Origin of the sequence: Collinsella sp. TF10-11AT (assembly GCF_003437565.1) — a bacterium.
In the GTDB taxonomy this organism is placed as follows: Bacteria; Actinomycetota; Coriobacteriia; order Coriobacteriales; family Coriobacteriaceae; genus Collinsella.
This window is the reverse complement of sequence record NZ_QSQW01000002.1, coordinates 251787-277680: the sequence shown is the minus strand read 5'-3', so window position 1 is coordinate 277680 and position 25894 is coordinate 251787. Positions and strand designations below refer to the sequence as shown.

The window sequence follows — 25894 nt, the reverse complement described above, 5'->3', positions numbered from 1 at the left end:
AAGATACGTGCGACGGGGGCGAGGCGAATGGCTGAGCGGTATCGATATGCGGGTTCAACGGTATTATATTGACCACGTAGATTATTAACTTGCATTTCTAACAGTTAAGGAGACGGGTGCTTTCCAGCACACTCCTTCGATGATGCCTTCCGCTAGTTGCTATGCCGGTTTCAGCCAACAAAGAATGTGCCCGGGCGCTCAGGTTCACCGTTAGCGTTGGCAACATATGAGATGGGCCAGACCCTTGCCGCGCGCCGATTGCGCGAGAGGTGTCGGGCTCCATGTTTATTCCACCTGCTTGTTATCAACCAGCTTCGTTCAACGTCAGACATTCAAGATGTCAGACGTCGAACCTGCGCTAAAGACGCAGCTGGGGCTACTAGTTGCCTACAATCGCTCGCGAAGCTCACCTGTTCGTGCGTGAATGTCTGACAGCTCCGTCAGACATTGTCGGACATTTGATTGTTCGACAAATGCGCACGTGGTCGCGTTCGCAAAGATAACTGAACGGTCGATGGGTGCGTTGAGACCGGAGCAAACGGCGGATGCCAGAAAAATGGCCTCACAGAATCGCACCCATGGTTGATAAAATTGACCGCCCGGGCGCAAATACCCGGGCGGTCAATTCATCCCCTCGTTCGCGATCCTGTTGGGTTTTGGGGCTTTGACATGTTGTTGACGGATGGATCAGCCGTACAGCTTGATCTCCCGGGGTTCCATGTGGTCGTCCCCCAATAAGACGTCCCTGATGTAGCCCTGCGGCAGGAACTCGACGGGCAGCACTGGGTCGTCGACGTAGCCGGGCACTGGGAGTAGGCGTGGCCTTTGGACATAGCGTGGCCGCCTGCCGGCGGTCGGACTGCCACTTCAGCCAAAAGCTCAGGCGCGCGCATTAAAATAATGAATATATCGCTTGATGGGCTTTTGACCAAGCATGAACATCGCAGGTAAATCCGTGTACCAATTTTTGGTACACGGATTTACCTGCGGTTTGTTGAAAGCTCTGACACGCGCTGTCGACTTCATTAAAATCGATTGCCGATCAAGTCTTCCTATATATGCGAGCCCCAAGAAACTGCGCTGTGAACCTGAGTCCTCTATCGATCGGCCCGGTGCACCGGGCCGCTGTCCTCGAGCCGGCAACAGCTTGCCGGTCTCAAAACGTATGCCGTCCGGCACGACCGACAGCCGAGCCTTGTGCCCCACTCGAGCAGTGCCAGAACCCCGTGCCGGAACCCACGCAGACGATGGCAGGGGAATTCAGCCGCGGCCATCGAGGAGCCGACCTAGGGACGGCGCCCTCATTCCTCAATGGATTTCCGCCGCCCCTTATAGGTCTGGATTGATTTAATGCTTGATTTAATCCGGCTGAATAAGCCGACCATGGGCCGGTTGACATAATGTAAGGTAAAAGAGCAGATGCGGCCGTACGCCGGTGCGGGTGATGTGACAGAATGTAATACACGTATTGCATCTAACCGGGAGGTGCATCATGGCAACCGCCACCGCAGTCCTGAGAATCCCCGAGGACCTCTCGAACAGGTACGACCACCTGGCGAAGTCGACGGGCCGCACGAAAACCTTCTACATGACGGAGGCCCTCGCCGCGGAGATAGACAGGCTCGAATACGAGTACGGCCTCATGAATTATTCGGGAGGCGTTTGGTTGCGAGGCATGCCAGTGTGCGGGGCCTGATTCGTCAGGCCCCGCACAGGGGGACCGCGATGGTGGCCACCGCGCCGCCCGAGGGGCTGTTGGCGAGCGAGACGGAGCCCCCGTGGGCGCTCGCGGCCTCGGAGGCGACGTGGAGGCCGAGCCCGTAATGGCGGCCTCCGTCGCGCGAGGAGCGAGAGGAGTCGTCTGTGAAGAGGCGCTCGCAGCCGCGTTCGAGGGCGGCGGGAGAAAAGCCCGGTCCGTCATCGGCGACCTCGATGACGAGGTATCCACCAGCGACGTCGCAGGAGACCACCACGCGCGAGCGCGCGTGCTCGGCGGCGTTGGCCACGAGGTTCGCGGCGGCTCGCGCCAGGGTGGTTCGGTCGAGTGGGGCCTCGGGCGCGCCCGCGACAGCGGGGCCCGTGGCTGCGTCGAGCGTCACGCCTCGCGCCCGGGCGATCTGGGCGGCCTCGGCGAGGACCTGTTCGCAGAGCTCGGCCGGCCGCATGGGGGCCCTCTCCGCCCCGCCGGACCCGCGCGACGCCTCGATGAGCAGGCGCACGTAGCCGTCAAGCCTTTCGACACTGCCGGCTATGTCGCGCGCGGCGGCCGCGAGGTCGGCGTCTTTCTCGTCTTCCAGCTCCTCCGCCACGAAGTCGGCGTTGGCGCGCAGCACGGTGAGCGGCGTCTTGAGGTCGTGGGCGAGCGACGCCATCTGCTCGCGCTGCCCCCGCTCCGCGGCCCAGCGGGCCTCGAGCGACTCGGCGAGGGAGGCCCGCATGGCGTCCATCGCGGCGAGGACGTCGTTCACCTCACGCACGTTGGTGCTGCCGACCGCGAAGTCGAGCTCCCCCGCGCCGACGCGCCCCGCCGCCTCCGCGAGCGGCGCCATCTTGCGCGAGATCACGCGGCTCGCACGGCGCGCCACGAGCGCGAGCGCGAGCGCGCTTCCCACAGCGGCGCCGACGAGCATGAGGTTCTGCGGATTGGGAAGCAGGCTGGCGAGATCGCGCGAGACCCACTGCGGCAGGTACTCGCTGACGAGTGCGCAGGCCCCGCCGCCCTTGAGCGGGAACGCGGCGTAGGTGAGGCCCGAGCCCCCGCCCTCGATCTCCACTGTGCCCGGATCCGCGGCGAGTGCCGCACGGGCCATTTCCGTCGCGTCCTCGAGCCGCGTGCCATCGAGGTCTGTCATCAGCACGTATCCGTCCTTATTCAGGATGAGGTAGCGGTACGCCGTCGGCACGTCCTGCTGTCCGCAGACGCCGTCGCGTGCCAGGCCCTCCGCGACCTCGCGCACATTGGCCGGCCCCCAGCTTGCCTCGTAGACGAAGCCCGCGTTGATCGCCGCGGAGAGCGCCATGAACGAGGCGAGCCACGCCGTGGCGACCGCCGCGAACGCGTAGGCGAAGTAGCGCGCGATGACGAAGGAGAGCGGCATGCCCCCGCGACCTCGCGCCCCGGTCCTTAGAGCTGCCACTTGTACCCCATCCCCCAGACGGTCGCGATCGGATCGGCACCGGCCTCGGAGAGTTTCCTCCGGGCGCGGCTGACCTGCATGGATATGGCCGCGTCGTCGGCGTCGCTCTCCCAGCCGAGCACCGCCTCGCGGATCTGCGCGCGGCTCATGACCTGCCCGGGGTGGCGGGCGAGGTACTCGCAGATGGCGTACTCGGTAGGCGTGAGCGGCACGGCCTCGCCGCCCACGGCGAGGTCGCGCGCCCCGAGGTCGATCCGCACCTCCCCGAAGGAGAGGGCGTGCGAGCGCGGCCGGCGCTCACGGCGTAGATGGGCCACGACCTTGGCGCGCAGTTCCGCGGCCCCGAAGGGCTTGCGGACGTAGTCGTCGGCGCCCAGGCCGTAGCCGGCCACGGCATCCTCCTCGGCCACGCGCGCGGTCAGGAAGACGATGGGCCCGTCGAAGTCCGGACGGATCTGCCGCACGAGCTCGAAGCCGTCGAGCCCCGGCATCATGACGTCGCAGAGCACGAGGTCGAAGCGCGAGAGGTCCATCCCCGGGACCGCCGTCGGGTCCGCCGCCCTGACGACCTCATGGCCGTCGCGGCCGAGGACGCGCGCGAGCGCGTCGAGGATCGCCCGTTCATCATCCACTGCCAGTATCCTCGCCATGTTGACCTCCTGAAACTCTCGTCGGAATTGTACTAGCGCCGCACTCAGCGGTCCAGAGCCCCGCGCGCAGCCTCGGGCGCCTCGGCCGCGTCGCACGCGCGGTAGCGCACGCCCGAGCCGCCGCGCGCCTCGATCTCGAGCCAGCCCTCGCCGTCCGACTCCCGCCCGAAGAAGATGAGCTGGAGCTCTCGGACATTGCCCCTGTCATCCGCCGCGTCCACCAGGTAGACGTAGTTTGCCCCCGCCCCGGTGGCGTCGGCGTAGGAGCTCAAGTGGCTGCCGGGCTCGGGCTCGGGCGCCCACATGGCGATCTCAGGGTTGGGCAGCACGCGGTCGGCGATCGAGCGCAGCGCCGACCCCCAGTCGGCGTCGAGCAGGGCATTCCCGCCCAGGACGAGCGCTGCGGAGAGGAGGACGAGCATGGCGGCGAGCGGCTTTCTACGCATCTGCCCTCCCGTCCTCGAAGCGGCAGAACCAGGCGAGAAGGACGGCGTCGGCTGCCAGGGTGAGCACGAGGCCAGCGAGCGCAGTCGTGAGGAGTGGGCCCGCCGCGCGTGCGGCGTCGATGAAGGCCTCAACCCCGAGAGACCCCAGGCGCGCGGGCCAGGCGAGCGGCACCCAGCACAGGGGCGTCGCCAGGGCACCGGAGAGCTCGCCGGTCATGAGGCCGTGCGCAAGTCCGCCCACCGAGAAGAACGCGAGGAGCACCCCCGCAGCTCCGGCGCCGATGGCGGCGTTGCGGCCGAGGCGCAGGGCCACGCCGAGCCACAGCGCGTAGAGGGGCAGGCTGCCCAGCACGATGCCCGCCCACGCGGCCGCAAACGGAGCGGGCCCGAGCGGCAGGCGCCCGGCGACGGCGAGCACGGCCCCGAACACGCCGAGCGCCACGGCCAGCGCGGCGGCGCCGAGCGCCGCAAGGGCGAGCAGCTTCGCCGCGACGGCGCGCCCGCGCGAGGGGACCGCCATGAGGTTGGCGAGGCGCCCGGCAGCGCGCTCCTCGTCCACGGCAAGTCCGCAGACGATGGCGGACATGAGCGGCATGAGGGCGCCAAGGAACTGGACGTAGGCGTCCGCGCCCAACGCCGGGTCCCATCGGGCTACGGAGAAGTACTCGCCGCAGGCAAGACCGGCCGCCAGGCCGCAGACGAGGTGCACCGCCGTGAGCGGGGAGCGCGCCAGGCGCAGGGCCTCGGAGAGCAGGGCCCGCGAGAGGGTCATGCGCGGCGTCGGGTCGGAGATTCGTGACATGGCCATCACCTCTCCTCGGAGCGCGCGAACCAGGCCGCACCCGCCGCCGTGAGCGCGGCGAACGCGAGCGCGCTGACCGCAAGGCCCGCCAGCGTGAGCATGCCGTCCGCCGCGAGCGCCCCGCCGAGCGCCATGTCCGCCGCGAGTGGCTCGCCGCTCGGCAGCACGGGGATGAAGCTCGTGGGGATGACCATGCTCGCCGACGGCGGAAAGAGCTGCGGCAACGGCACCAACGACCAGGCGAACCCACCCACGAGCTGCGCGACGAGCGGGCAGAAGATGCCCGCGAGCATGCCGAGCCGCGCCGTGAGGAAGAGCCCTGCGGGGATCATCCACGCCGCGGTCACCGTGTTGACGAGCGCGCAGAGGAGCATCGTGAGCGTGCCCGCGGCCGTGAGGCCCTGCGAGGAGAACGCCGATCCCGCGAGGTAGATGCCGAAGACCACGAGGTTCGAGAGCGTGCAGAGCGCGAGGCACCAGAGCGCCTTGGCCCACCAGGCGCGCCCGAGCGGGAAGCCCAGGCCCAGAAGCCCCCGCATCCGCGTGCGAGCGTCCGCCCGCGCGACGCACGCCACCACGAGCGAGAGACACACGGGCAGGAAGAGCGCGTACCAGTAGTTCCACGCGCTGAAGATCTGCACGCCCCGGTAGGGCATCGCGCCGAGCAGCGGCATCGGCAGCGCCATGAGCACGGCCAGGCGAACCGGTGCCGCGTGGCGCGACTTCAGGGCCTCGGCGCGCAGGGCCGCGAGCAGGCCGCCTTTCTCACCCGTCATGCCGCCACCTCCCCGCGCGCTCGTCGCCCTTCCCGACAGAAGCTCATGAAGAGTTCCTCGAGGTCCTGCCCGGGCCGAAGCGCATCCTCGTAGGCGAGGCGCCCCCCGCAGATGATGCCGATGGTGTCCGCCATCTGCTGCACCTCGGAGAGGATGTGGCTCGAGACGATTACCGTCGTACCCGCCGCCGCGAAGCCGCGGATCTGGTCGCGCAGCTCCTCGATGCCGATGGGGTCGAGCCCGTTGGTGGGCTCGTCGAGCACGAGCAGGCGTGGCCGGGCGATCAGCGCCAGCGCGAGCCCCAGGCGCTGCCGCATCCCCATCGAGAAGCGCCCGGCGCGCTTCTTCCCGGTGTCCGCGAGGTCCACGGCGGCGAGCACCTCATCTATGCGGCTCTCGGGAAGGCCCAGCAGCGTGGTGCGCACGCGCAGGTTCTCGCGCGCGGTGAGGTTGGGGTAGAGCGGCGCCTCCTCGATGAGGCTGCCGATTGCGTAGAGGTCCTCGCGGCGCCAGGCGTGCCCGGCAAAGAGGATCTCCCCGGCCGTCGGCCGCAGCATCCCGCAGATCATCTTGAGCGTTGTCGACTTGCCGGCGCCGTTGGGACCGAGCAGCCCGTACACCTCGCCCTCGCGGATATGAAGGCTCACGTCGGCCACGGCGTCCTGCGCCTGGTCGCCGCGGCCAAAGCGCTTGGTGAGCCCGCGCGTCTCGAGCATGTAACCCATGGGTTTATCCTTTCTCTTCCGGGAGCGCGGGCCGAGTCACCGTGCCCGCGCGCCTTACCTTTCGGGTTCACCATCCATGGTGGGGCGTGTTTCTAACGAAGCCGTAACGGCCGTTGGGCTCTTTTGGCGCCAACCCTTCTCGACCCGCACATCATGATTAATTTGCTTAAGGCAACAACTTTCCCGATCGATGTAATCACCGAATCAAAACGTGTACATCAGCCATCAAAGATGCCGAAAAATGTCATATTTGGAGGCTGATGTACACAAATGCAGAATGCCGCACAACCCAGTAGCATCCTCCATATGTCTGGACTCTCTATGCTTACGCTGGATAGACATCGCCGGAACGGGTATAGTATCGAAAGTTTTGTCGTTAACCAGCGGGGGAGTCCTGTGGGCATCAAAAAGAAGATCAAAAAGGAGCTTATCGGCACTTCCGATTACCCGTCGAATAAGATCTTTACGATCTCCAATTTCATCACCTTTACGCGCCTGATCCTCACCCTGGTATTTCTGTACCTGTTTGTGACGGATAACAACCGCGTCATCGCCATCGTTATCTACGCCGTTGCCGCCTCCACCGACTGGATGGACGGTCAGATCGCCCGCATGACCAAGACGGTCTCGTGGCTCGGCAAGGTCATGGATCCCATCTGCGACCGTGCGCTGCTGTTCACCGGCGTACTTGGGCTGGTGGTTCGCGGAGAGCTGCCAATCTGGGTCTGCGTGCTCATTATTGGCCGCGACATCTATCTGGGCATCGGCACGCTTATCGTGCGTCATTATCACCGTCGCCCCATCGATGTCGTCTTTCCCGGAAAGATTGCCACTGCACTGCTCATGACCGGCTTCTCGCTCATGCTGCTCGGGTTCCCCGTTATTGACGGCCTGCATCTTTTACCTTCAACCCTTACGGCCTTCCCGGGCCTCAACGGAAGCTCGGTGCCCCTCGGCATCTTCTTTGTGTACGGCGGCGTGATCTTCTCCATGCTCACGGCTGTCATCTATTCCATTAAGGGCGGAGTGGCCATTAAACAGGCTCTCGCGCATCCCGAAGACGAGGACATCGACTTTCTGAACCCTGAAATCGAAGACTGATTCGTTGGGGTATGATTACGTACGGTTCATTATTTGCGGCACGTCCGCGATAAGTTAGGGGTTGTCATGGACAACATGGTAAACAATATGGCTCAGAATGATAAGACTGCTGACGCTACCTGCGTATTCCGCGTGCCTTCAAGCGACGTCACCGTTCCCGACCTCATGGCCAACGTGCGCATCACCGCCCCCGTTCTGTCCATCGTCAAGGGTCCGCAGACTGGTGCCGCCTTTGAGCTCGAGGACGACGTGACCACCATCGGCCGCGATCCTGCGAACGGCATCTTCCTCAATGACATGACCGTATCGCGCAGCCACGCGCGCATTATCCGCGAGGGCCTCGGCGCTCGCATCGAGGACTTGGGCTCGCTCAATGGCACCTGGGTCGACGGTGCCATCGTCAATGCAGCCCCGCTGCACGACGGTTCTTCCGTCCAGATCGGTACGTTTACGCTCATCTACCACGAGAGCACGCCGGAGCGCATCGAAACCGGTGAGTAGGGCATGGCCGAACGCAACTATCTGAGTATCGGCCAAGTCGTCAACCTACTTCGAGGCGCATACCCCGATCTTTCGAACTCAAAAATTAGATTTCTAGAAGATGAGGGGCTCATTACCCCTCATCGTACGCCTAAGGGATACCGTCAGTACTCTAAGGAGGACGTTGATCGCCTGGAGGTCATCCTGCACTTGCAGAAGACCCGCTACATGCCGCTCAACGTGATTAAGCAGCGCTTGGAAAACGCCACGGACCTGTCCACTTTGGCTTACGAGGTGGGTCTTCTGTCCGATGTTCCGCTTAAGACGGAGCCCAAGGAGACCAAGCAAAAGCTGCATCCCATCGAGACGATCCCCGACATGCTCGGTGTTGAGATTTCGTTTATCCGCTCCCTTGCCGAGAACGATCTTATCCGCATCATCAAGAGCCCGCAGAACCGTGAGCTCGTCGATGGCCGAGATTTCCCGATTATCCGTTACTGCTCGGAGCTGTCGCGCTTCCACATTGAGCCGCGCAACCTGCGTCAGTACGTATCGTCGGCAAACCGCGAATCTTCGATGTTTGAGCAGGTTCTCGTGAGCATGCTCGGCATGGATACCTCCGATGACGAGCGCGACGCCAAGCTCGAGCGCGCTTTTAAGAAACTGCACGACCTCACCGAGGGTGTGCATACCGCGCTACTTAAGAACCGTGTCTTTGAGTCGCTCAACGCCGTGGTCGAGGATGCCGATATCGATGCACTCGATGAGGAAATCGCTCGCTCCGAGTCCACCAAGGCCAAAAGCGATGGGGCAAGCGTCCCCGCGGTTGCCGCGCACGAGGAGTCGCTCGTGCAGCCGTCCAAGGTCGTCGTCCCCTCGCATAGCTCGTCTGCTAACACGGGTAAATAACCGCCGTCCACCCGGCAATCCATGAAAGGTCACGCCATGTACGACTTCGAATCTCATATCGTCGATATCCCCGACTATCCCGAGCCCGGAGTCGTCTTTAAGGACATCACGCCGCTCTTTGGCAATCCCGAGGCCCTGAAGGCCATGGTGGATGCCCTGGCCGAGCATTTTGCCGACATGGGCATTACCAAGGTCGTAGGACCCGAGGCCCGCGGCTTTATGGTCGGCGTTCCCGTGGCCGTCGCCCTGGGTGCCGGCTTTGTTCCCGCACGTAAGCCGGGTAAACTGCCGCGCAAGACGGTCAGCGAGAGCTACGAGCTCGAGTATGGAACGGATTCTATCGAGATTCACGCCGATGCTATCAGCTCTAAAGATACCGTGTTGATTCTGGACGACTTGGTCGCGACGGGCGGAACCGTCGAGGCAACAGGTAAACTGGTGCGAGATATGGGCGCGAAGCTTGTGGGTTACGGTTGTATCCTTGAGCTTGCGTTTCTCAACCCGCGCAAGAAGCTCACGCCTTCTAACGAGGACATTGAGCTCTTTAGCCTGGTAACGGTGGACTAGCCGCTACCCTTAGATACCGGAAAGGAAGCTCCATGCGCACAGCAAACACGCACAGAAACATGGCACGCTGCGCTGCTACGGCAACCCTCGCTTGTGTTTTGGGCCTGGGCCTCGTGGCTCCGGCCTACGCCGATACCGCATCCGACCTTGCCGCTGCTCGTACCAAGCTCGAGCAGATCGGCACGCAAACCCAGCAAATTCATGAAGAACTCTCCGCACAGACGCAGGAGCTTGATCAGACTGCAGGCGAGATCACGCAAAAGCAGCAAGAGATCGCCGAAGGCCAGGCCAAGCTCTCTAACTACGTTGCCGGTGAGTACAAGACCGGCGGTCTGAGCCTGCTTCAGGTTTTGACGGGCGTCGACGATCTGGGCGACATGCTCAACCGTCTCTTCTACTACGGCAAGGTGTCCGACAAGCAGGCCCAGACCATTCAGGATGTCAAGGACCTTAAGCAGCAGCTCACCGATAAGCAGACCGAGCAGGAGAAGAACGTAGCCGCGACGCAGAAGAAGGTCGACGAGCTCAATGCCCAGCAGGCTGAGGCCCAGAGCGTCGTGAACTCCCTGGATTCTCAGCTGCAAGCCGAGCTTGCCGCCGAGGCCGAGGCCAACGCCGCGCTGCAGGCTGGCATAAATGCCAGTACTGCCGAAAAGGCCACGGTGAGCAACGACACCGCCGTTACGACCGAGAACACCAACAATGGTGGCGGAACGACCAACAACGGCGGCAACACGCCCGCGCCCGCTCCGGCTCCTGCTCCCACGCCGCAGCCCGTGACGCCCGCTCCGACTCCGACGCCTTCCGCACCGAGCCAGTCCGTTGACGGCGGTACCGTTGTTTCGCGCGCCTACAGCAAGCTCGGATACGCTTATTCCTGGGGCGGCATTGGACCGAACAGCTTTGACTGCTCCGGTTTTGTAAGCTATTGCCTCACGGGCCGCTACTGCCGCCTGGGCACCACCGGCACCTTCATGGGTTGGACCCGTGTGTCCGATCCGCAACCCGGCGATGTTGTGGTTAACTCCTACCATACCGGCATCTATATCGGTAATGGTCAGATGATCCATGCTTCCGACTACAAAACCGGCGTTATCATCAGCTCCGTTGCAGCCGGTATGAACAACAACTACATCTTCGTACGCTACTAATTTATTACTACAGCGAACGAACGTGGGCCTCGCGATCTTGAGTCACGAGGCCCATTCTTTTTGCGCCTACCGTTTGCCTTATGAACAGAACGGCTATCTAGTATTCAAAACTAGATAGCCGTTCAATTTATGAGAAAGACGGCTATAATTGTTGAGGAACAATTAGAAAGGACCCTCAATGAGCTGGGCACTTATCTCCGATTCGAGCTGCAATCTTCGCGATTGGCAACCGACTGCACCCCGTACCACCTTTGCATTCGCACCCCTCAAAATTCGAGTGGGGGAGCGTGAATTCATCGATGACCTTTCGCTCGATGTTCATGAGCTCAACTGCGCTGTTCAGGCGGAGACGAACGCTTCTTCGAGCGCTTGTCCCAGCGTAGGGGAGTGGGCCGAGCTCTTCAAATTGGCAGACAAGACCATCTGCATGCCAATCTCTGAGGGCGTGTCGGGCAGCTACAACGCAGCAGCCACGGCTCGCGATATGGTTCTTGCCGAGGAACCGGACCGCAATATTCATCTTGTCAATTCGCGCGCAGCTGGCGGCAAAATGGACCTCATTTTCTTGCTGTTCGACCGCTATCTTGCAAGCAATCCGGATGTCTCATTCGAGGACGCTTGCGCATACTTCGATAGCCTTGAGCAGAACAGCAAAATCCTCTTCAGCTTGTGCAATTACGAAAACCTGGCCAAAGCCGGACGTATCCCTAAGGCAGCCGGCGTCATTGCCAACAAGCTCAATATCCGCATTTTGGGCACGGCGAGCGAAGCGGGCAAAATTGAACTCGTTGGGCACACCCGCGGCGAAAAGAAGATGCTCACCAAGATTGTCGACACCATGGAGGCCGAAGGCTTTACCGGCGGCGAGGTCGTTATCGACCATGTCGAGAATGAGGCGGGCGCTCAGGCGCTTGCCAGCCGCATTGCGGAGCATTGGCCCGGCTCCAAGACGATTATCATGCCCTGTAACGGGCTAGATTCATACTATGCCGAGATGCACGGCCTCATTATCGGCTACGGTATGGGCGTGGCGTCGGGCCGATAATATCCAACTAGACAAACGTACGGGCGGGATAAGGAGCCATTGGCTCTTTATCCCGCCCGTCTTATACCTCGGTTAGCTATTAAACCCATTGAACTTGAGATAGCTCATCAGATACGCCTTCGAAACGAAGGACGATACCGCACTGCGCACGAGCAGCGATTCGCGCGTAACCTGATGTGCGGTATCGGGCACGGGAGTCTGCTCAACAGAAAACGCCGCACGAATCGATGCCTCGAGCTGATCGACAACATAATCGAAAGCCGTCGGAGCGTCGTAGCTCAAGCGCTGAATATTAAAGAGCGCCTGAACCGCTGCGATGGGCAGCACCTGCTTAAAGATACAAATGGCGATGAGACGCGCAATCTGCTCACGGCCATACTGCTTTTTAACGGGAGCAGGAACGAGGCCGACCTTCACATAGTTATTGATCATCGACGGCGTTATAACGGGCTGCTCTACGCAAATGGAAAGCGGCTCCATCCACAGTGCAACATACTCAATGACCTGATCGCGATAGAGCGTTACGTTGGGCAGCTGGTCATAGCGTGGCAGGCTCAACGCGTTGAGTTTACCCACCATATCGGACTGAATAAATGCATCCGGCAGAACCGTCGGCTGAATATCCTCAGGCTTAATGCTGACCGACGTATCGGACATCGGGATAACATGTTTAGCGTGGTTCATAAGAGGCCTCCGTTCGTTTTCTATATTGTATTCTAGGTTATCTAGTTTTGCATACCACATAGTCGCCAAGTAAAAGTGGTTGGACAGCACATTGATGCACCGTCCAACCACTTTGTGTAAAGATAGCAACCTTACATAAGATATATTATCGTACTTATCCGCGTAGGAAAGCGTATGAGCTGGTTGCCGCTATGGCTCCGTCCGAAACGGCGGTCACAACCTGGCGTAAACGCTTGGAACGGATATCGCCGGCTGCGAATAAGCCGGGCGTACGGGTAGCCATCGAATCGTCGGTGACAATGCCGCCGTCGGGAGCCAGATCGACGAGATGCTCAACCAGCTCGGTATGCGGCTGCGTCCCCGTAAAGACAAAGATGCCAAATGAGCCAGGTTCAAAGGACTCAGTGTGCATTTCACCAGTCGCATTGTCCTTGAACGTAATGGTTGTGGGCATCGCTTCACCAGAAAGCTTAACAATACTAGTTTGGTACCTAACTGAAATGTTGTCCTTTGCAAGCACCTTATTCACAACGCCCTCGGGTGCACGGAACTGATCGCGACGCAGCACGATGGTCACGCTGCTGGCAATGTCGGAAAGGAACAGCGCCTCCTCGCATGCTGAATTGCCGCCTCCGATAACAAAGACCTGCTTGCCGCGGAAGAACATACCGTCACATGTTGCGCAATACGAAACGCCACGACCGCGATACGTGTCCTCGCCAACAAAACCCGCAGGACGCGGTGTGGCGCCCATGCACGCAATGACGCTCTTGGCCGTTGTGTCACCCATATCATGATGGATGGTAAATTGAGCCGCATCGGCATCGTAGTCGACGCCTGTTACCATACTCCATTCAACCTGAGCCCCCAGGCCTTCAGCATGCTGTTGAAACCGCTCACCAAGTTCGGCACCGCTCAGCAGCGGAATGCCAGGATAATTCTCAATCTCGTTGCTCGTGGCAATCTGTCCGCCGGACATGCCCTGCTCAAGAACGGTTGTCGTAAGATTGGCGCGCGCCGCATAAATGGCGGCAGCATAACCCGCGGGACCGCCGCCGATAATCGCAACATCGATTGTCTGATCGGTAATCATGAAGAGTCCTCTCGTCGAAACGTTGTCGTTCTTTGCGCTCATACCCAAATTTACGTGAACGTGACACTCATGCACTACAATGATAAATCCGTGTTACAACGTCGAAGGGGAGTTATCGATGGATCAGACGCAGACGAGCGACGACGCTCCCCTGCTCACGCTTAGCACTCCCCAATCGGAGCAAACCACGCTCCTGGATCAGCAAAAACCTCTCGTGACCATCGTGCACGCCTCGGTTGGCTCGGGCCACAAGGCCGCCGCAAATGCGATTGCGCAGGCATTCGACCTCATCCGCGGCACCAATGGTATCCCCGAGGATGTTGAGATTGAAGTGCTCGATATCCTTGATTTTGGACGTATTAAATTCGACGGCAATAAGACCGCGGCTTCTTTTACGGGAGCCACGCGCCCCATTTACGACCTGACCTGGCGATATACGCTTACGGGACATCTGCTCTGGGGTGGTGGCACGGCATGGTCGAGAATTATGTTCCCCGCCTTCAACGATTATATTCGTAGCCGCAGGCCCATAGCCGTGGTCGCAACGCACATCACAGCAGCCAATGTTGCCGTGGGCGCCCGCGTAATTACGGGTATCGATTATCCGGTCATCTGCGTACCGACCGACTACGAAGTCGAGGGATGGTGGCCCCACAAGGACACCGATTTATTCTGTGTTGCCAACGAATTTATGGCCGAAACGCTGCGTCCGCGCAAGGTGCTCGAGACAAAGATTCGCATTACCGGCATTCCTATTCGCGCCGGATTCGACACGGATTACGATCGCGAGGAAGAGCTAGCTAAGTTCAACCTCCCCACCGACAAGACCGTCGTGCTGGTAATGGCCGGTGCCAGCTTGCCTCAACCGTACGTTCGCTTTCGCGCGGAGATGGACCGCACCCTCCCCTTCCTACGCAGCTTCGAAGACATGCACTTTGTCTTTTTGCCGGGCAAAGACACCGAATATGCCACCCGCCTCAAAACGCTCTTCGACGCCATGAAGCTCGAAAACGTCACGGTTCTGGACTATGTCGATGATATGGCAGCGCTTATGCACGGCTGCGACCTGGCAATTCTCAAATCGGGCGGACTCACCGTCACCGAATGCCTGTGCGCACACCTGCCGATGATCCTGCTGGGCAAGTCCTATGGCCAGGAAAAGGCCAACACCACCATGCTCACCGGCATGGGCGCCAGCATGCATGTCACCACCGCACGAGAGCTCATCGTTACCCTACGTCACTTGCACGATCATCCCGAATCACTCAAAGCCCTACTCATCAACGGCGAAGTACTACGCCGCCCCCACGCAGCCGAAGACATAGCCATCGCCGCCATGGAGCTCGTAGGCAAACCCCAAAAGCGCAAACGAGCCTTCTGCCGCTTCTACTGGGGCGAAAAACCTGCGCATATCAGGTAGCGTCTTAATGTCCGCTTACCTGCGGGAGGCCCCTATATATCATCCCATGCTCAAACATTCTCGCTTCGCTGCGAAACTGCGCGTGGGACGATATATAGGGGCCTCCCGCAGGTAAGCTGCGTTTACGTACTAGCAGCTATACCAGATTCCCCTCCAGTAGAATCTGCAAAGGGGAACCAGAAAATATAAATACAGTAAGTCGATGCGACAAAGGAGGCGTCCCTTTATCGCATCGACTTACTAGAAAAGTAAATATTGTTTCAAGCGAGTAACCGCCCGCCTGCCTCTCACACATATCGTTCCACGCGCAGTTTCGCAGCGAGCGAAGCGACGCGAGAATGTTTGAGCATGGAATGATATAGGTAAGCCCCGGGCGGGAGGGATACGAGCGCCCTAGGCGATGCCGCTGGAGCCGAAGCCTCCTTTGCCTCGGTCGGTTTCGTCTAGTTCTTCTACTTCTATAAGGTTGACCGTGGGGACTTCTTGGATGACGAGTTGGGCTATGCGGTCGCCTTTATTGATTTGAATGTTAATGGAGGGATTCAGATTGATGAGGATAACCTTGAGTTCTCCTCGGTAGTGGGCGTCGATGAGGCCCGGCGTATTGACTATAGACAGGCCCTGCTTGATGGCCAAGCCGCTGCGGGGCTGGACGAAGCCGGCGTAGCCATCGGGCAGGGCGATGGCCAGCCCCGTAGAGACCAGACGGCGTTCGAAGGGCTTCAGGACGCAGTCCTCGTTGGAGCGCAAATCCAAGCCGGCATCAGTGGGATGGGCGTATTTGGGAAGCTCGACGGTGGGATCGAGACGCTTTATGTTGACGGTAATGTTGGACATGGAATCACCTTAGCTTGTCGAGCTCTTGCAGAAACTCATCGACGTCTTTGAAATCGCGGTAGACCGAGGCAAAGCGGATGTACGCAACCTTGTCGATCTTGGCCAAGCGCTTGAGCACCATGTCACCCAACTCATGGGACGTGACGGCCGTCAGCGTGCGAGAGCGCAGCTCGACCTCGATGTCATCGATAATCTCATTGAGCTTCTTAGTGTCGATATCGCGCTTGATGGTGGCTCGCATCAAGCCGACGAGCAGCTTATTGCGATCGAACCGCTGCTTGGTTCCGTCTGACTTAATGACCTCGATAGGGTCCTCGCATCGCTCGAACGTTGTAAAGCGGTAGTTACACGAGCAACATTCGCGGCGACGCTTAATGGTGTTATTTGACTCCTGCATACGGGAATCAACGACGCGGGTATGTGCCTTGCCGCATTTGGGACAGCGCATGGTACCTCCTCTTAAACGATAACAAGGGTACCATGCGCAGCGCGATAATGATTACGAACGATCAGGAACCTTAAGATGCGCACCGGCGGCGAGCGAACCATGCTCCAGATGATTGACGCTACGGATCATGTCGGAAGTCTCTTGCGTGGAAAGGCCTTCGATTGGATATTCCTCGGCAAGCGACCAAAGAGAATCGCCAGGCTGAACGCGAATGGTCTCGTAGGTAATGTTGGAAACGGACTCGGCATACGCGGCGTGACGAGCGCTAAAGACCGACATAGCGAGGACAAAGAAGAGCGTAAGCGCAACGGCGACGGCGACAATCGTCGGAACCTTCGGGGCAACGCGGGCCGGCGCGACTACAGCCTGCTGATTGCGCGCAGGCTTTACGGTCAAAGGCTGAAAGCCGGAGCGGCCACCCTGAACAACCGTAAAAGTGGGTTCTGCAGGCGTCTCGAGCTTAAGGGCGAGGTTTCCCTGGACCATATTCGTTACGTTCATCATGTTCTCCTCTCGCGTGTTTTGCGGAGAACAGTTTTATCAAGCCGCGCGGACAAAAATGTCTAGCGCGAGAACGAATGTTCGGTTATTATTATCTTCGAACAGTTGTTCCTGTCAAGCAAAATTCGAACATTTGTTTGACATGGGTAGAGAGGATGCCCTGATGGCTCGCAAAATTACCAAGCGTCAGCAGCAAATTTACGACTTCATCAAGGAATATCAGCAGGAGAAGGGTTATCCGCCCAGCGTGCGCGAGATGGCTTCTGCCGTGGGCCTTTCCTCCCCCAGCACCGTGCACGCCCATCTCTCTGCCCTGGAGGCGCGCGGGCTACTCAAGCGCGATGCCACCAAACCGCGCGCCCTGGAACTCTTTAACGAGGATGGTTCCTCTGTCTCAATTTCTAAATCTGACGAGCCCACCGCACCTCGCGGAACGGTCTCGCTACCGCTCGTTGGTCGCGTCGCGGCTGGGATTCCCATTCTGGCCGAGCAGAATATCGAAGACACGTTTACTATCCCGACCGAAATCGCCACTGATCAGGGTTCCTTTATCCTTGAGGTGCATGGGAGCTCAATGATCAATGTCGGCATCTTCAATGGCGATTACATCATCGTCCGTGAACAAAAGAGTGCCATGAACGGCGAAATTGTCGTGGCCATGATTGATGGTTCGGCGACCGTCAAGACGTTCTACAAGGAGCAGGGGCGTGTGCGCTTGCAGCCCGAGAACGACACCATGGAACCTATTTATGCAACGAATCCCGTTATCCTGGGCAAAGTCGTCGGCTTGATGCGCCGGTTCTCGTAATGCAAAAACGCATAACCATATTTGATACCGTCCGCGGGTTTACGATGATTTCTATGGCAGGTTTTCACGCTTGCTATGATCTCGCCTACCTGTACGGCTGGGATATACCCTGGTTTACCCAGTCAGTCTTTCAAGACATCTGGCGCGCCAGCATCAGCTGGGTATTTTTGTTTATCGCCGGTTGGATGTGCACCCTTTCGCGCAACAATATCAAACGTGCCGCCAAATACGCCTTAGCAGCACTCGTTGTCTGGTTGGCAACAACACTTGTCTCAGTCGACGATTCGGTTAATTTTGGCATCATCTACTGCATGGCCGCATGCACCGGCATCGTAGCGTTGACCGATCCCGTCCTTAAGAAGATAGCGGCGAGATGGGGCATGCCCCTATGCCTTATGTTGTTCGCAATCACCTGGAGCATCCCCAAAACGATCTACCCTGTCCCCTACCTAGCGTGGCTGGGATTTCCGAGCCCTGGGTTTATCTCAGGTGATTACTACCCCATCATCCCGTTTATCTTTATGTATCTTGCAGGATACTTCGCCGCACACATAGCGCAGGGAATCGATAAGACCGTCCCTAGCTGGGCCTACGCCAACCCCCTGCCGGCGCTCGCCAGCCTTGGACGTCACGCTCTCCCCTTTTATCTGCTGCATCAGCCCATCATTCTGGGCATTTTGGAGCTCGTCTACTCGGTGCGATAACGCTCGAGCCGCGGTGCAATACGAGCCGGCAACTTCGCCACAATGCGAACGCCGTCCTCGAGATATTCCTCATGCAGAAGGGTTCCCTGCTCATGCACCAGCGTGATGAGAGCGCCCTCACGATACGGGATATCAGCGGAGAGCAACACATCGGTGGCAGCTGCCTCGCGAGCAATCCGGTCGACGAGATCGTCGAGGCCCTCGCCCGTTTGGGCCGAGAACAGAACGGCCTCCGGATAGCGACGACGGAAACTCAATCGATCGACGCTATCGAGAAGATCGATTTTATTGAATACGGTCAGCGTTAAACGCTCTCCGGCGCCGATCTCATCAAGCACGCGGTCGACAGCCTCCAGCTGCCGCTCATAGTCCTCGTCAGACGCATCTACGACTTTGAGAATTAGATCGGCACCCAAAACCTCGGACAGCGTCGATTTAAAGGCATCGACCAGACCATGGGGCAGCTTTTGAATAAAGCCGACGGTATCGGTAATCGTCATGCCGCGACCGCCGGGCAGACGATACGAACGCGTCGTCGGGTCGAGCGTAGCAAACAGCTTGTCCTGCGAAAGTACCGTAGAGCCGGTCAGACGATTGAGTAACGTCGATTTACCGGCATTGGTATAACCGGCTAACGCGACGCGAAACGCCGGTGACTCAATGCGACTCTTGGATTGGACATCGCGACGCTGTTCAACCTGCTTGAGCTCACGACGAAGCGCAGTGATCTTATTACGAATGAGGCGACGGTCGACCTCGAGCTGACTTTCGCCCTGACCAAAACGTGAGCCGATGCCGCCGCGCGTCTGCTCCTTGGCGAGATGGCTCCACATGCCACGCAGGCGAGGCAACAAATATTGAAGCTGTGCCAGCTGTACCTGCAGGCGTCCCTCACGCGTCTGAGCATGCAGGCCAAAGATATCCAGGATCAGTGCTGTACGATCGATAATCTTTACCGGCTCGCCCACGGCTTTCTCCAAATAGGATTGCTGCGAGGGGGTCAGGTCGTCGTCAAAAATAACGACATCGGCATCCATGCGATGCACCAGGCCGCACAGCTCTTCAACCTTACCGGAACCGATAAACGATTTAGGATACGGCTTTACCAAACGCTGCGACAAGCGTGCCACGCACCGGGCACCAGCTGTGTGAGCAAGACGCTCCAGCTCATCAAGCGAGCGATCGAGCGGCCATGCATTGTCGCGCCACTCAACACCAACTAAAATGGCACGCTCGGGCTCGGGTGCCGTGGGAACAAGGGGGAAACGGGCCATTAGGCAGCCTCAATACGATGCAGGATATCCTCAACGACCTCATCGATCGTACATTCATCCATATCAAACCACACGATACGGTCATCGCGCTTAAACCACGAAAGCTGACGCTTGGCATAACGACGCGAACGCATCTTAATGAGTTCGCGGGCCTCATCCATGCTCATCACGCCATTGAAAGCATCAATGATCTCTTTATAGCCAATTGCCTGCATCGACGTCAGGGCATCTCCCAGACCCTGGGCCATAAGACCGCGGACCTCATCGACAAGACCCTGCTCAAACATCAGATCGACGCGCAGATTAATGCGCTCGTAGAGCACCTCGCGATTACGCGTCAGACCAAACCATAGGGCATGATAATGCTCGCGCGGAACACTAAACTGACTTTTTTGTTGTGCATAGGAGATACCATCATCATGCATCTCGAGCGCACGAATCACACGGCGCACGTTATGGGGATGAATAACAGCAGCCGATTCTGGATCGCGCTCGGCAAGCAGGGCATGCAGTTCTTCCTCGCCAATACGCTCGGCAAGCTCCTGATAGCCCGCACGGCGATCGTCCTCAAGTTCACCCGAGGGAAAGTCCATCTCATCAAGGGCAGCCTTGAGATACAGCCCCGTACCTCCGCAAAAAACCGGCAGGCAACCCGAACCAAGGAGACGTTCAACATGCGCGCGAGCGTCAGCCTGATAAAGCGCAGCAGAATATGCTACACCCGGCTCTACAATGTCGACGAGACGCAGCGGCGCCGTACACTCATCGGGCGCCATCTTTGCGGTACCGATGTCCATGCCGCGATAGATTTGCATCGCATCGCACGACAGCACTTCGGACGAAAGACGAGCTGCCAAACGGTCGGCAACATCACTCTTACCAACCGCTGTCGGACCGACGATCGCAACGGCGGAAAGGCCTGCCCCGGGAGAAACCATTAGCGCGGCTCGCCCACAACGGAACCGGACAAATACCAGGTCTTGGCAACGTCAACGTTAACATCAACGATCTTGCCAACAAGCTGATCGATGCTGTAACCCTCGGGGATAGGCGCATGCACGGTCTGATTCTTGGGACTCTTGCCCAGCAGGACCGCATCGTTCTTTTTACTCGTTCCCTCAATGAGCGCGGGAACCACAGTATGAAGCTCACCCTGGTTATACTCGTGTGCCGTGGTCTCGATAACCTTAACCAGGCGATTGAAACGCTCGAGAATAACCTCATGCGGCGTAGGATCGTCAATCTCGGCGGCCGGGGTACCGGCGCGCTTGGAATAGATGAAGGTATAGGCCTGAGCATAGCGGACCGTCTCGGCAAGTGAGAGCGTCTGCTCAAAGTCTTCTTCAGTCTCGCCCGGGAAGCCAACGATAATGTCGGTCGAGAGCGCGATATCGGGCATGCGGTTGCGAATGCGATCGACCAGGCCCAGATAGTCCTCGCGTGTATAACGGCGATTCATCTCTTTGAGGATCCGCGTCGAACCTGACTGGACGGCCAGGTGCAGTTGCGGCATTACGGCAGGTGTCTCGGCCATGGCGTCGATGGTCTCGGGCAGCAGGTCCTTAGGATGCGAAGACGTAAAGAAGATGCGCTCCACGCCCGTATCGCCCACGGCACGCAGCAAATCGGCAAAACGCGGCTTGCCAAACAGATCGCGACCATATGAGTTAACGTTTTGGCCCAGCAGCGTAATCTCACGCACGCCCTGGCGCACCAGACCGGTCACCTCGTCGACAATCTCCTCGAAGGGGCGGCTCTTTTCGCGACCGCGTACGTACGGCACGATGCAATAGGTGCAGAAATTATTGCAGCCTGTCATGATGGGCACCCAGGCGTGATACTGGGTCTCGCGATGCCACGGCATGCTCATGGCGTCCGTATCCTCATGCTCATTGGTGCGGATATGACGCTTACCATCAAGGAACGCCTCGGCAATGAGCTCGGCCACATGTGCAATGGAATGCGTGCCAAAGATGACATTGACGTTATCGACGTTGGTGAGCAGGCCCTCGCCATCGCGCTGCGCGATGCAACCGCCAACGGCAACCACGCGCTTGCCCGAAGGCGAAGGCGGCAGGCTTTTGCAGGAATTGCACTGACCGTACAGGCGAGTATCGGCGGCCTCGCGCACGCAGCACGTCATGAAGACAACGATATCGGCATGCGCGGGATCGAACGCCATGAGGCAGCCATACGAATCAAGCAGACCGCTCACACGCTCGGAGTCGTGCTGATTCATCTGGCAGCCAAAGGTGCGGATAAAGTAGGTTTTACCGGCAAGAATATCGCGTACGGAACGCTGGTCCATGTGCATAAGTCCTAACGATGGGGAGCGAAACAAGGCAAGCAGAAGCTATGCCACAGGCTTAACATCATCCATGACGACGTTATCCATAGCAGCTCGATTGATCTGGTGAACGTAGATAGAAAGGCGGATGGCCGTGCGCGACTCCCCGTTAATGAGGATGTCGGAGAACACGGGCGCGCAGGAAATATCAAAACCGGTTGGAATCAAAAAACCGCGCGCGATAGCAACGGCCTTAATAGCCTGGTTGACGGCACCGGCGCCGACACACTGGATGTTGACGGGTACACCATCCTTGACCATGCCGGCGATGGCGCCGGCAACGGACGCGGGCGATGATTTGCTTGATACCTTCAGGCAATCCATGAAGAAACTCCTGCATTTAAAAGTACGTTTTAACTGCAATAACTGTATCGTACCGAGTGGACTCGGTAAAGGCACTATTCCTCTTTGGCAAGATCAAAGGTCACGGTGATTCGATCACGCGAAACACGGATCTTTGGGTCGCCGCAAAGGTTGAGATAGTACCGGGTGGCAAGGTCATTAAAGTCGCGTTCCACAGCGCGCGAAAACTGTGCCATGTCATCCTTGGCAATACGTAGCCCGCGACGATCCTTCGCGAGATCGACAGGAGCCGGCGCATGCGAGGACGATTCACGCTCGCGCAGCAGACGCGCGGTCACACCGCGAACGGGCTTAATCTGCCCTGCCAAAATGCGATGGGCCGTGCGCTCGGACATCTCAAGACCCAAACCCGAACAAATACGGATAAAGTCCTCGGCATCAGAAGCAAGGCCTAAACGATCGACAACCGGAAGCTCGCTCTCGTCATCAATGAACAGGAGACGAGACGTATCGAGCCGACTTGACGCTTGAGCATAAAGGGTCGCGGCAATCTCAGACGGAGAACCGAGATAGACATCGCAACCACGCAACTCCTCGAGCGCAAACTCACAAGCAGCGCGAATAATATTATGTGGACCGCGAGCGCAGACATAACGTCCGTCCTCATCCTTGACGGCCTGGGGCCAGCTGGACTGATCGGCACGCTCACTGAGGCGGTCGGCCGCAACGCTCACCTTGAAGGCTGAACCAAGATCGACGCCGGACGTGACCACACGGGCCTCGTCGGTGTTCTGCTTGATCGAAAACAATGCCATGCCACGACCGTGAACGCCCCAACGGTCCATCTTCATGCTCTCGAGCTTGGAGGTAACGCGGGCATCAAAGATTCGCTCTTGCATATCCTGCGGAACGCCAGAACCGTTATCCAGAAAGACAAGCGTGCGGACGCCATCTTCCTTGGTCGTGGCGAGATAGACCTTGTCGGCGCCGGCATCGCGAGCATTACGGAGCATTTCGATGACGATGTCCTCGACATGCTGAATGTCGTGCTTAGCCTGGCGCCGCTCGGCCTCCGAAACGCGGAGGCGGACATACCCCTCGCCAAGGTTCTCCTCGACGCGAAGGTTGCCCTCCCCCGACATCGACGCGATAAATGAGATGAGCTCGTTCGCGTCGCTCATGTTATTTAGCGATATCGACAGCGCGGCTCTCGCGAATCACGACGACGCGCACCTGACCGGGATACTCCATCTCTTCCTCGATCTGATGGGCGATATCGTGAGCCAGGACCGTGGACTGGGCATCGGAGATCTTGTCCGGCTGGACCATGACGTGGACCTCGCGACCGGCCTGCATGGCATAGGTACGTTCGACGCCGTCATGGGAGTTGGCGATCTCCTCGAGCTTCTCAAGACGCTTGATGTAGTTCTCGGCAGACTCGCGACGGGCACCGGGGCGAGAGGCAGAGACAGCATCGGCGGCCTGCACCAGGACATCGAGCACCGTGTTGGGGTCGACATCGGCATGGTGAGCCTCAATAGCGTGGACGATAACGGGCTTCTCGCCATAACGGCGGGCAAGCTCGGCGCCGATGACGGCATGCGGGCCCTCGACGTCGTGGTCGATTGCCTTGCCCAGGTCATGAAGCAGGCCGGCGCGCTTGGCGGTCACAACGTCCAGGCCAAGCTCGGAAGCCATCACGCCGCACAGATCAGAGACCTCGAGGGAATGCTGAAGCACGTTCTGACCAAACGAGGTACGGTAGCGCAGGGCACCAAGGGTCTTGACGATCTCGGGGTGCAGATCGTGGATGCCGGTATCGAAGGCAGCCTGCTCGCCAGCCTCGCGCACGCGCTGCTGAACCAGGTCGGCAGCCTTGTGATACATCTCCTCGATACGGGCAGGGTGAATGCGGCCGTCGGCGATGAGGTTCTCGAGGGCGACACGGGCGGTCTCACGACGGACCGGGTCGAAGCTCGAAAGAACGACGGTCTCGGGCGTGTCGTCGATCACGAGGTTGACGCCGGAAACCTGCTCGAAGGTCCGGATGTTGCGACCCTCGCGACCGATGATACGGCCCTTGAGGTCATCAGAGGGAATGTGCACGGAGGTAACGGTGACCTCGGCAGTGTGATCGGCAGCGCAGCGCTGAATCGCCAGAGACAGAATCTCCTGGGCGGTCTTGTGGCACTCGGCGCGAACCTGCTGCTCGGACTCGCGAATGATCGTGGCGGCCTCGTGGGTGACCTCGCCGCGAACCTTATCGAGGAGCTCCTTGTGGGCGTCCTCGCGGGTAAGGTCGGCGATACGCTCGAGCTCGGAGGTCTGCTTTGCGCAGAGCTCCTCGAGCTCACGGGAGCGCTTCTCGACCTGACCGGCCTGGCTGGACAGCTGATGCTCGCGCTTGTCGAGAGCGTCGTTGCGGCGATCGAGGGATTCCTCGCGCTGCATCACGCGGTTCTCGAGCGTACGAATCTCGTTCTTACGCTGCTTGTCCTCGGCCTCAGCGGCCTGCTTGTTCTTGATGATCTCCTCTTTAGCCTCGAGCAGAGCCTCTTTTTTGAGGGTCTCGGCCTGACGCTTAGCATCACCGATCAGGGACTCAGCCTGTGCGTGTGCCGACTGGATTTTTTCGTCGGCCTCGTGAAGACTACCCTGCTTGGCGGTGCGCATGTAGGCAATGGCGGCGATGGCACCCAAAATGATGCCAACGAGCGCTGCGATGATAGGCATGCTCACTCCTTTTTATGGATTCGTTACACAACAAAGCGAACCGTCCTTACGAACGGCTCGCGACATTTGAGTAATATGGGCGCAGCTTATGCGGGTCGGATACAGATAAACATATAAACAAACTCATTACAGATGAGCACATATCACAAAGCAAATGACATTGTTTATCGTACGTTGAACCACAACAACTGTCAAATAAATGGCCCCAGCACGGCGGCTAAAACGCGGTGAACGGCAGGGCCACAAAACGCATACGCCTAAACCGCACATTCCTCACGTTCGGCATCGAGACGTGCCTTAACGGCATCGGCGGCGATATGATACGAGAAGCCCTTGCCCATCAAAAACCGAACCAGTTTTTCGAATCCGCGCGTCTCTGGGACACGCCGCTTGGCGAGCAGGGCTGACGCACGCGCCAAATCGTCTTCGACGGCAAAATAATCCTCGGGATAACCGGGAATGTCATCGAGCACGACATGACGGCGCTTGAGCTCGGTCTCGATTTTGCGCTGTCCCCAACCGCGCCGCTTGCGCTCCTCGATAAAGTACGAGCAAAAGCGGTTCTCGTCTAAAAAGCGATACTCGGTGGCGCGCTCGACGGCGAAATCGATCGCGGTCTGGTGAAAGCCGTAGCGAGCCAGCTTGTCACGGACCTCGCCCGTCGCATGGTCGCGGCGCGATAACATCTCGGTCACCATGGTAAGTGCACATTTACGCTCGACGAGCTGCACCGCCTCACGAAAGTTGTCCCAATCACAGGGAAGATCGGGGCGGTTTTTGACATACAGGCGCGCGACCCGCACGGGAATCCAAATGGACCGCTCAAAACCGCCCTCAAGCTCACAATCGATATGTGCGCAAGGCTTTTTGGACGCATACCCGTTCGAGAACGAGGAGGCCGCCTTCTTATCGGGAAAGACGACCGTGGCCTCGGTCACCGTATACGACATGAG

General features: G+C 59.1%; 28 protein-coding genes. 10 read left to right on the top strand and 18 right to left on the bottom strand.

Annotated features, from left to right (window positions below; all coding sequences use genetic code 11):
- Positions 1-1492: 1492 nt before the first annotated feature.
- Entirely contained in the window at positions 1493-1696 is a 204-nt protein-coding gene (locus DXC99_RS02720; protein WP_117629189.1) for a ribbon-helix-helix domain-containing protein, read from the top strand.
- 4 nt (positions 1697-1700) lie between these two features.
- Here the strand turns inward: DXC99_RS02720 and DXC99_RS02715 are convergent, their stop codons facing one another.
- Genes DXC99_RS02715 through DXC99_RS02690 form a run of 6 tightly spaced genes read right to left on the bottom strand, consistent with a single transcriptional unit; the run spans position 1701 to position 6536 of the window.
- Positions 1701-3098: a sensor histidine kinase KdpD gene (locus tag DXC99_RS02715; protein WP_117629188.1), complete on the bottom strand. Its 1398-nt coding sequence runs from the start codon at positions 3096-3098 to the stop codon at positions 1701-1703.
- A gap of 26 nt (positions 3099-3124) precedes the next feature.
- On the bottom strand, positions 3125-3787 hold the full coding sequence (locus DXC99_RS02710; protein WP_117629187.1) for a response regulator transcription factor: 663 nt from the start codon (positions 3785-3787) through the stop codon (positions 3125-3127).
- Between the two features lie 44 nt (positions 3788-3831).
- Complete coding sequence (locus DXC99_RS02705; RefSeq protein ID WP_117629186.1) at positions 3832-4233, bottom strand: hypothetical protein; 402 nt, start codon at positions 4231-4233, stop codon at positions 3832-3834.
- Entirely contained in the window at positions 4226-5035 is an 810-nt protein-coding gene (locus tag DXC99_RS02700; protein ID WP_233505652.1) for a lantibiotic ABC transporter permease, read from the bottom strand. Before DXC99_RS02700 ends, DXC99_RS02705 begins: the two co-directional genes overlap by 8 nt.
- A gap of 5 nt (positions 5036-5040) precedes the next feature.
- Positions 5041-5811, bottom strand: coding sequence for a hypothetical protein (locus DXC99_RS02695; RefSeq protein ID WP_117629184.1), 771 nt, complete (start codon positions 5809-5811; stop codon positions 5041-5043).
- Positions 5808-6536: a lantibiotic protection ABC transporter ATP-binding protein gene (locus DXC99_RS02690; RefSeq protein ID WP_055250122.1), complete on the bottom strand. Its 729-nt coding sequence runs from the start codon at positions 6534-6536 to the stop codon at positions 5808-5810. Before DXC99_RS02690 ends, DXC99_RS02695 begins: the two co-directional genes overlap by 4 nt.
- 396 nt (positions 6537-6932) lie before the next feature.
- Here DXC99_RS02690 and DXC99_RS02685 point away from each other — a divergent pair, with 396 nt between their 5' ends.
- The 6 genes from DXC99_RS02685 to DXC99_RS02660 all read left to right on the top strand — a co-directional run bounded on the left by DXC99_RS02685 (position 6933) and on the right by DXC99_RS02660 (position 11789).
- Positions 6933-7637 (top strand): CDP-alcohol phosphatidyltransferase family protein, encoded by a 705-nt coding sequence (locus DXC99_RS02685; protein WP_089573364.1) that lies wholly within the window; start codon positions 6933-6935, stop codon positions 7635-7637.
- Positions 7638-7703: 66 nt separating this feature from the next.
- Complete coding sequence (locus DXC99_RS02680) at positions 7704-8138, top strand: FHA domain-containing protein (RefSeq protein WP_199408848.1); 435 nt, start codon at positions 7704-7706, stop codon at positions 8136-8138.
- Positions 8139-8141: 3 nt separating this feature from the next.
- Positions 8142-9026, top strand: a complete 885-nt coding sequence (locus tag DXC99_RS02675) for a MerR family transcriptional regulator (protein WP_117583179.1) — start codon at positions 8142-8144, stop codon at positions 9024-9026.
- Positions 9027-9062: 36 nt separating this feature from the next.
- Positions 9063-9593, top strand: coding sequence for an adenine phosphoribosyltransferase (locus DXC99_RS02670; RefSeq protein ID WP_199408847.1), 531 nt, complete (start codon positions 9063-9065; stop codon positions 9591-9593).
- Positions 9594-9625: 32 nt separating this feature from the next.
- Positions 9626-10744 (top strand): NlpC/P60 family protein, encoded by a 1119-nt coding sequence (locus DXC99_RS02665; RefSeq protein ID WP_117583181.1) that lies wholly within the window; start codon positions 9626-9628, stop codon positions 10742-10744.
- A gap of 178 nt (positions 10745-10922) precedes the next feature.
- On the top strand, positions 10923-11789 hold the full coding sequence (locus DXC99_RS02660) for a DegV family protein (RefSeq protein WP_117583182.1): 867 nt from the start codon (positions 10923-10925) through the stop codon (positions 11787-11789).
- A gap of 72 nt (positions 11790-11861) precedes the next feature.
- Here DXC99_RS02660 and DXC99_RS02655 read toward each other — a convergent pair whose 3' ends face one another.
- Together DXC99_RS02655 and DXC99_RS02650 are read right to left on the bottom strand one after the other, a co-directional pair.
- Complete coding sequence (locus DXC99_RS02655) at positions 11862-12473, bottom strand: DUF1836 domain-containing protein (protein ID WP_187361898.1); 612 nt, start codon at positions 12471-12473, stop codon at positions 11862-11864.
- Positions 12474-12627: 154 nt separating this feature from the next.
- Entirely contained in the window at positions 12628-13566 is a 939-nt protein-coding gene (locus DXC99_RS02650; protein WP_199408846.1) for an NAD(P)/FAD-dependent oxidoreductase, read from the bottom strand.
- 118 nt (positions 13567-13684) lie between these two features.
- Here DXC99_RS02650 and DXC99_RS02645 point away from each other — a divergent pair, with 118 nt between their 5' ends.
- Positions 13685-14986 (top strand): glycosyltransferase, encoded by a 1302-nt coding sequence (locus DXC99_RS02645; RefSeq protein WP_117583184.1) that lies wholly within the window; start codon positions 13685-13687, stop codon positions 14984-14986.
- A gap of 393 nt (positions 14987-15379) precedes the next feature.
- Here the strand turns inward: DXC99_RS02645 and dut are convergent, their stop codons facing one another.
- From dut to DXC99_RS02630, 3 genes are read right to left on the bottom strand one after another with little or no spacing between them, the layout of a single operon-like run.
- Positions 15380-15823 carry a dUTP diphosphatase gene (gene dut, locus DXC99_RS02640; protein WP_117583185.1) on the bottom strand — a complete coding sequence of 148 codons (444 nt, stop codon included), beginning with the start codon at positions 15821-15823 and terminating at the stop codon, positions 15380-15382.
- Between the two features lie 4 nt (positions 15824-15827).
- Positions 15828-16271 carry a transcriptional regulator NrdR gene (nrdR, locus tag DXC99_RS02635; RefSeq protein ID WP_022093781.1) on the bottom strand — a complete coding sequence of 148 codons (444 nt, stop codon included), beginning with the start codon at positions 16269-16271 and terminating at the stop codon, positions 15828-15830.
- Positions 16272-16322: 51 nt separating this feature from the next.
- On the bottom strand, positions 16323-16772 hold the full coding sequence (locus tag DXC99_RS02630) for a LysM peptidoglycan-binding domain-containing protein (RefSeq protein WP_158551612.1): 450 nt from the start codon (positions 16770-16772) through the stop codon (positions 16323-16325).
- 163 nt (positions 16773-16935) lie between these two features.
- On the opposite strand from DXC99_RS02630, the gene lexA reads away from it, so the two are divergent.
- Both lexA and DXC99_RS02620 read left to right on the top strand, forming a co-directional pair.
- A complete protein-coding gene (gene lexA, locus DXC99_RS02625) occupies positions 16936-17580 on the top strand; it encodes a transcriptional repressor LexA (RefSeq protein WP_040359862.1) in 645 nt (214 codons plus the stop codon).
- Positions 17581-17633: 53 nt separating this feature from the next.
- The gene (locus DXC99_RS02620) at positions 17634-18284 is read left to right on the top strand and encodes a heparan-alpha-glucosaminide N-acetyltransferase (protein WP_233503784.1); all 651 of its coding nucleotides are present in this window, start codon (positions 17634-17636) and stop codon (positions 18282-18284) included.
- Here the strand turns inward: DXC99_RS02620 and hflX are convergent.
- The 7 genes from hflX to DXC99_RS02585 form a co-directional block, all read right to left on the bottom strand.
- Positions 18269-19558: a GTPase HflX gene (gene hflX / locus DXC99_RS02615; RefSeq protein ID WP_117583188.1), complete on the bottom strand. Its 1290-nt coding sequence runs from the start codon at positions 19556-19558 to the stop codon at positions 18269-18271. The two genes, DXC99_RS02620 and hflX, sit on opposite strands and share 16 nt — an antisense overlap.
- On the bottom strand, positions 19558-20496 hold the full coding sequence (gene miaA, locus DXC99_RS02610; RefSeq protein ID WP_117583189.1) for a tRNA (adenosine(37)-N6)-dimethylallyltransferase MiaA: 939 nt from the start codon (positions 20494-20496) through the stop codon (positions 19558-19560). Before miaA ends, hflX begins: the two co-directional genes overlap by 1 nt.
- Positions 20496-21866 (bottom strand): tRNA (N6-isopentenyl adenosine(37)-C2)-methylthiotransferase MiaB, encoded by a 1371-nt coding sequence (gene miaB / locus DXC99_RS02605; RefSeq protein ID WP_117583190.1) that lies wholly within the window; start codon positions 21864-21866, stop codon positions 20496-20498. The genes miaA and miaB overlap by 1 nt, the downstream gene beginning before the upstream one ends.
- Positions 21867-21911: 45 nt before the next feature.
- Entirely contained in the window at positions 21912-22229 is a 318-nt protein-coding gene (locus tag DXC99_RS02600) for a stage V sporulation protein S (protein ID WP_006235982.1), read from the bottom strand.
- Positions 22230-22303: 74 nt separating this feature from the next.
- On the bottom strand, positions 22304-23389 hold the full coding sequence (locus tag DXC99_RS02595; RefSeq protein WP_117629183.1) for an ATP-binding protein: 1086 nt from the start codon (positions 23387-23389) through the stop codon (positions 22304-22306).
- Between the two features lies 1 nt (position 23390).
- The gene (rny, locus tag DXC99_RS02590) at positions 23391-24941 is read right to left on the bottom strand and encodes a ribonuclease Y (RefSeq protein ID WP_117629182.1); all 1551 of its coding nucleotides are present in this window, start codon (positions 24939-24941) and stop codon (positions 23391-23393) included.
- Between the two features lie 257 nt (positions 24942-25198).
- Positions 25199-25891: a regulatory protein RecX gene (locus DXC99_RS02585; protein WP_117583193.1), complete on the bottom strand. Its 693-nt coding sequence runs from the start codon at positions 25889-25891 to the stop codon at positions 25199-25201.
- Positions 25892-25894: the final 3 nt, after the last annotated feature.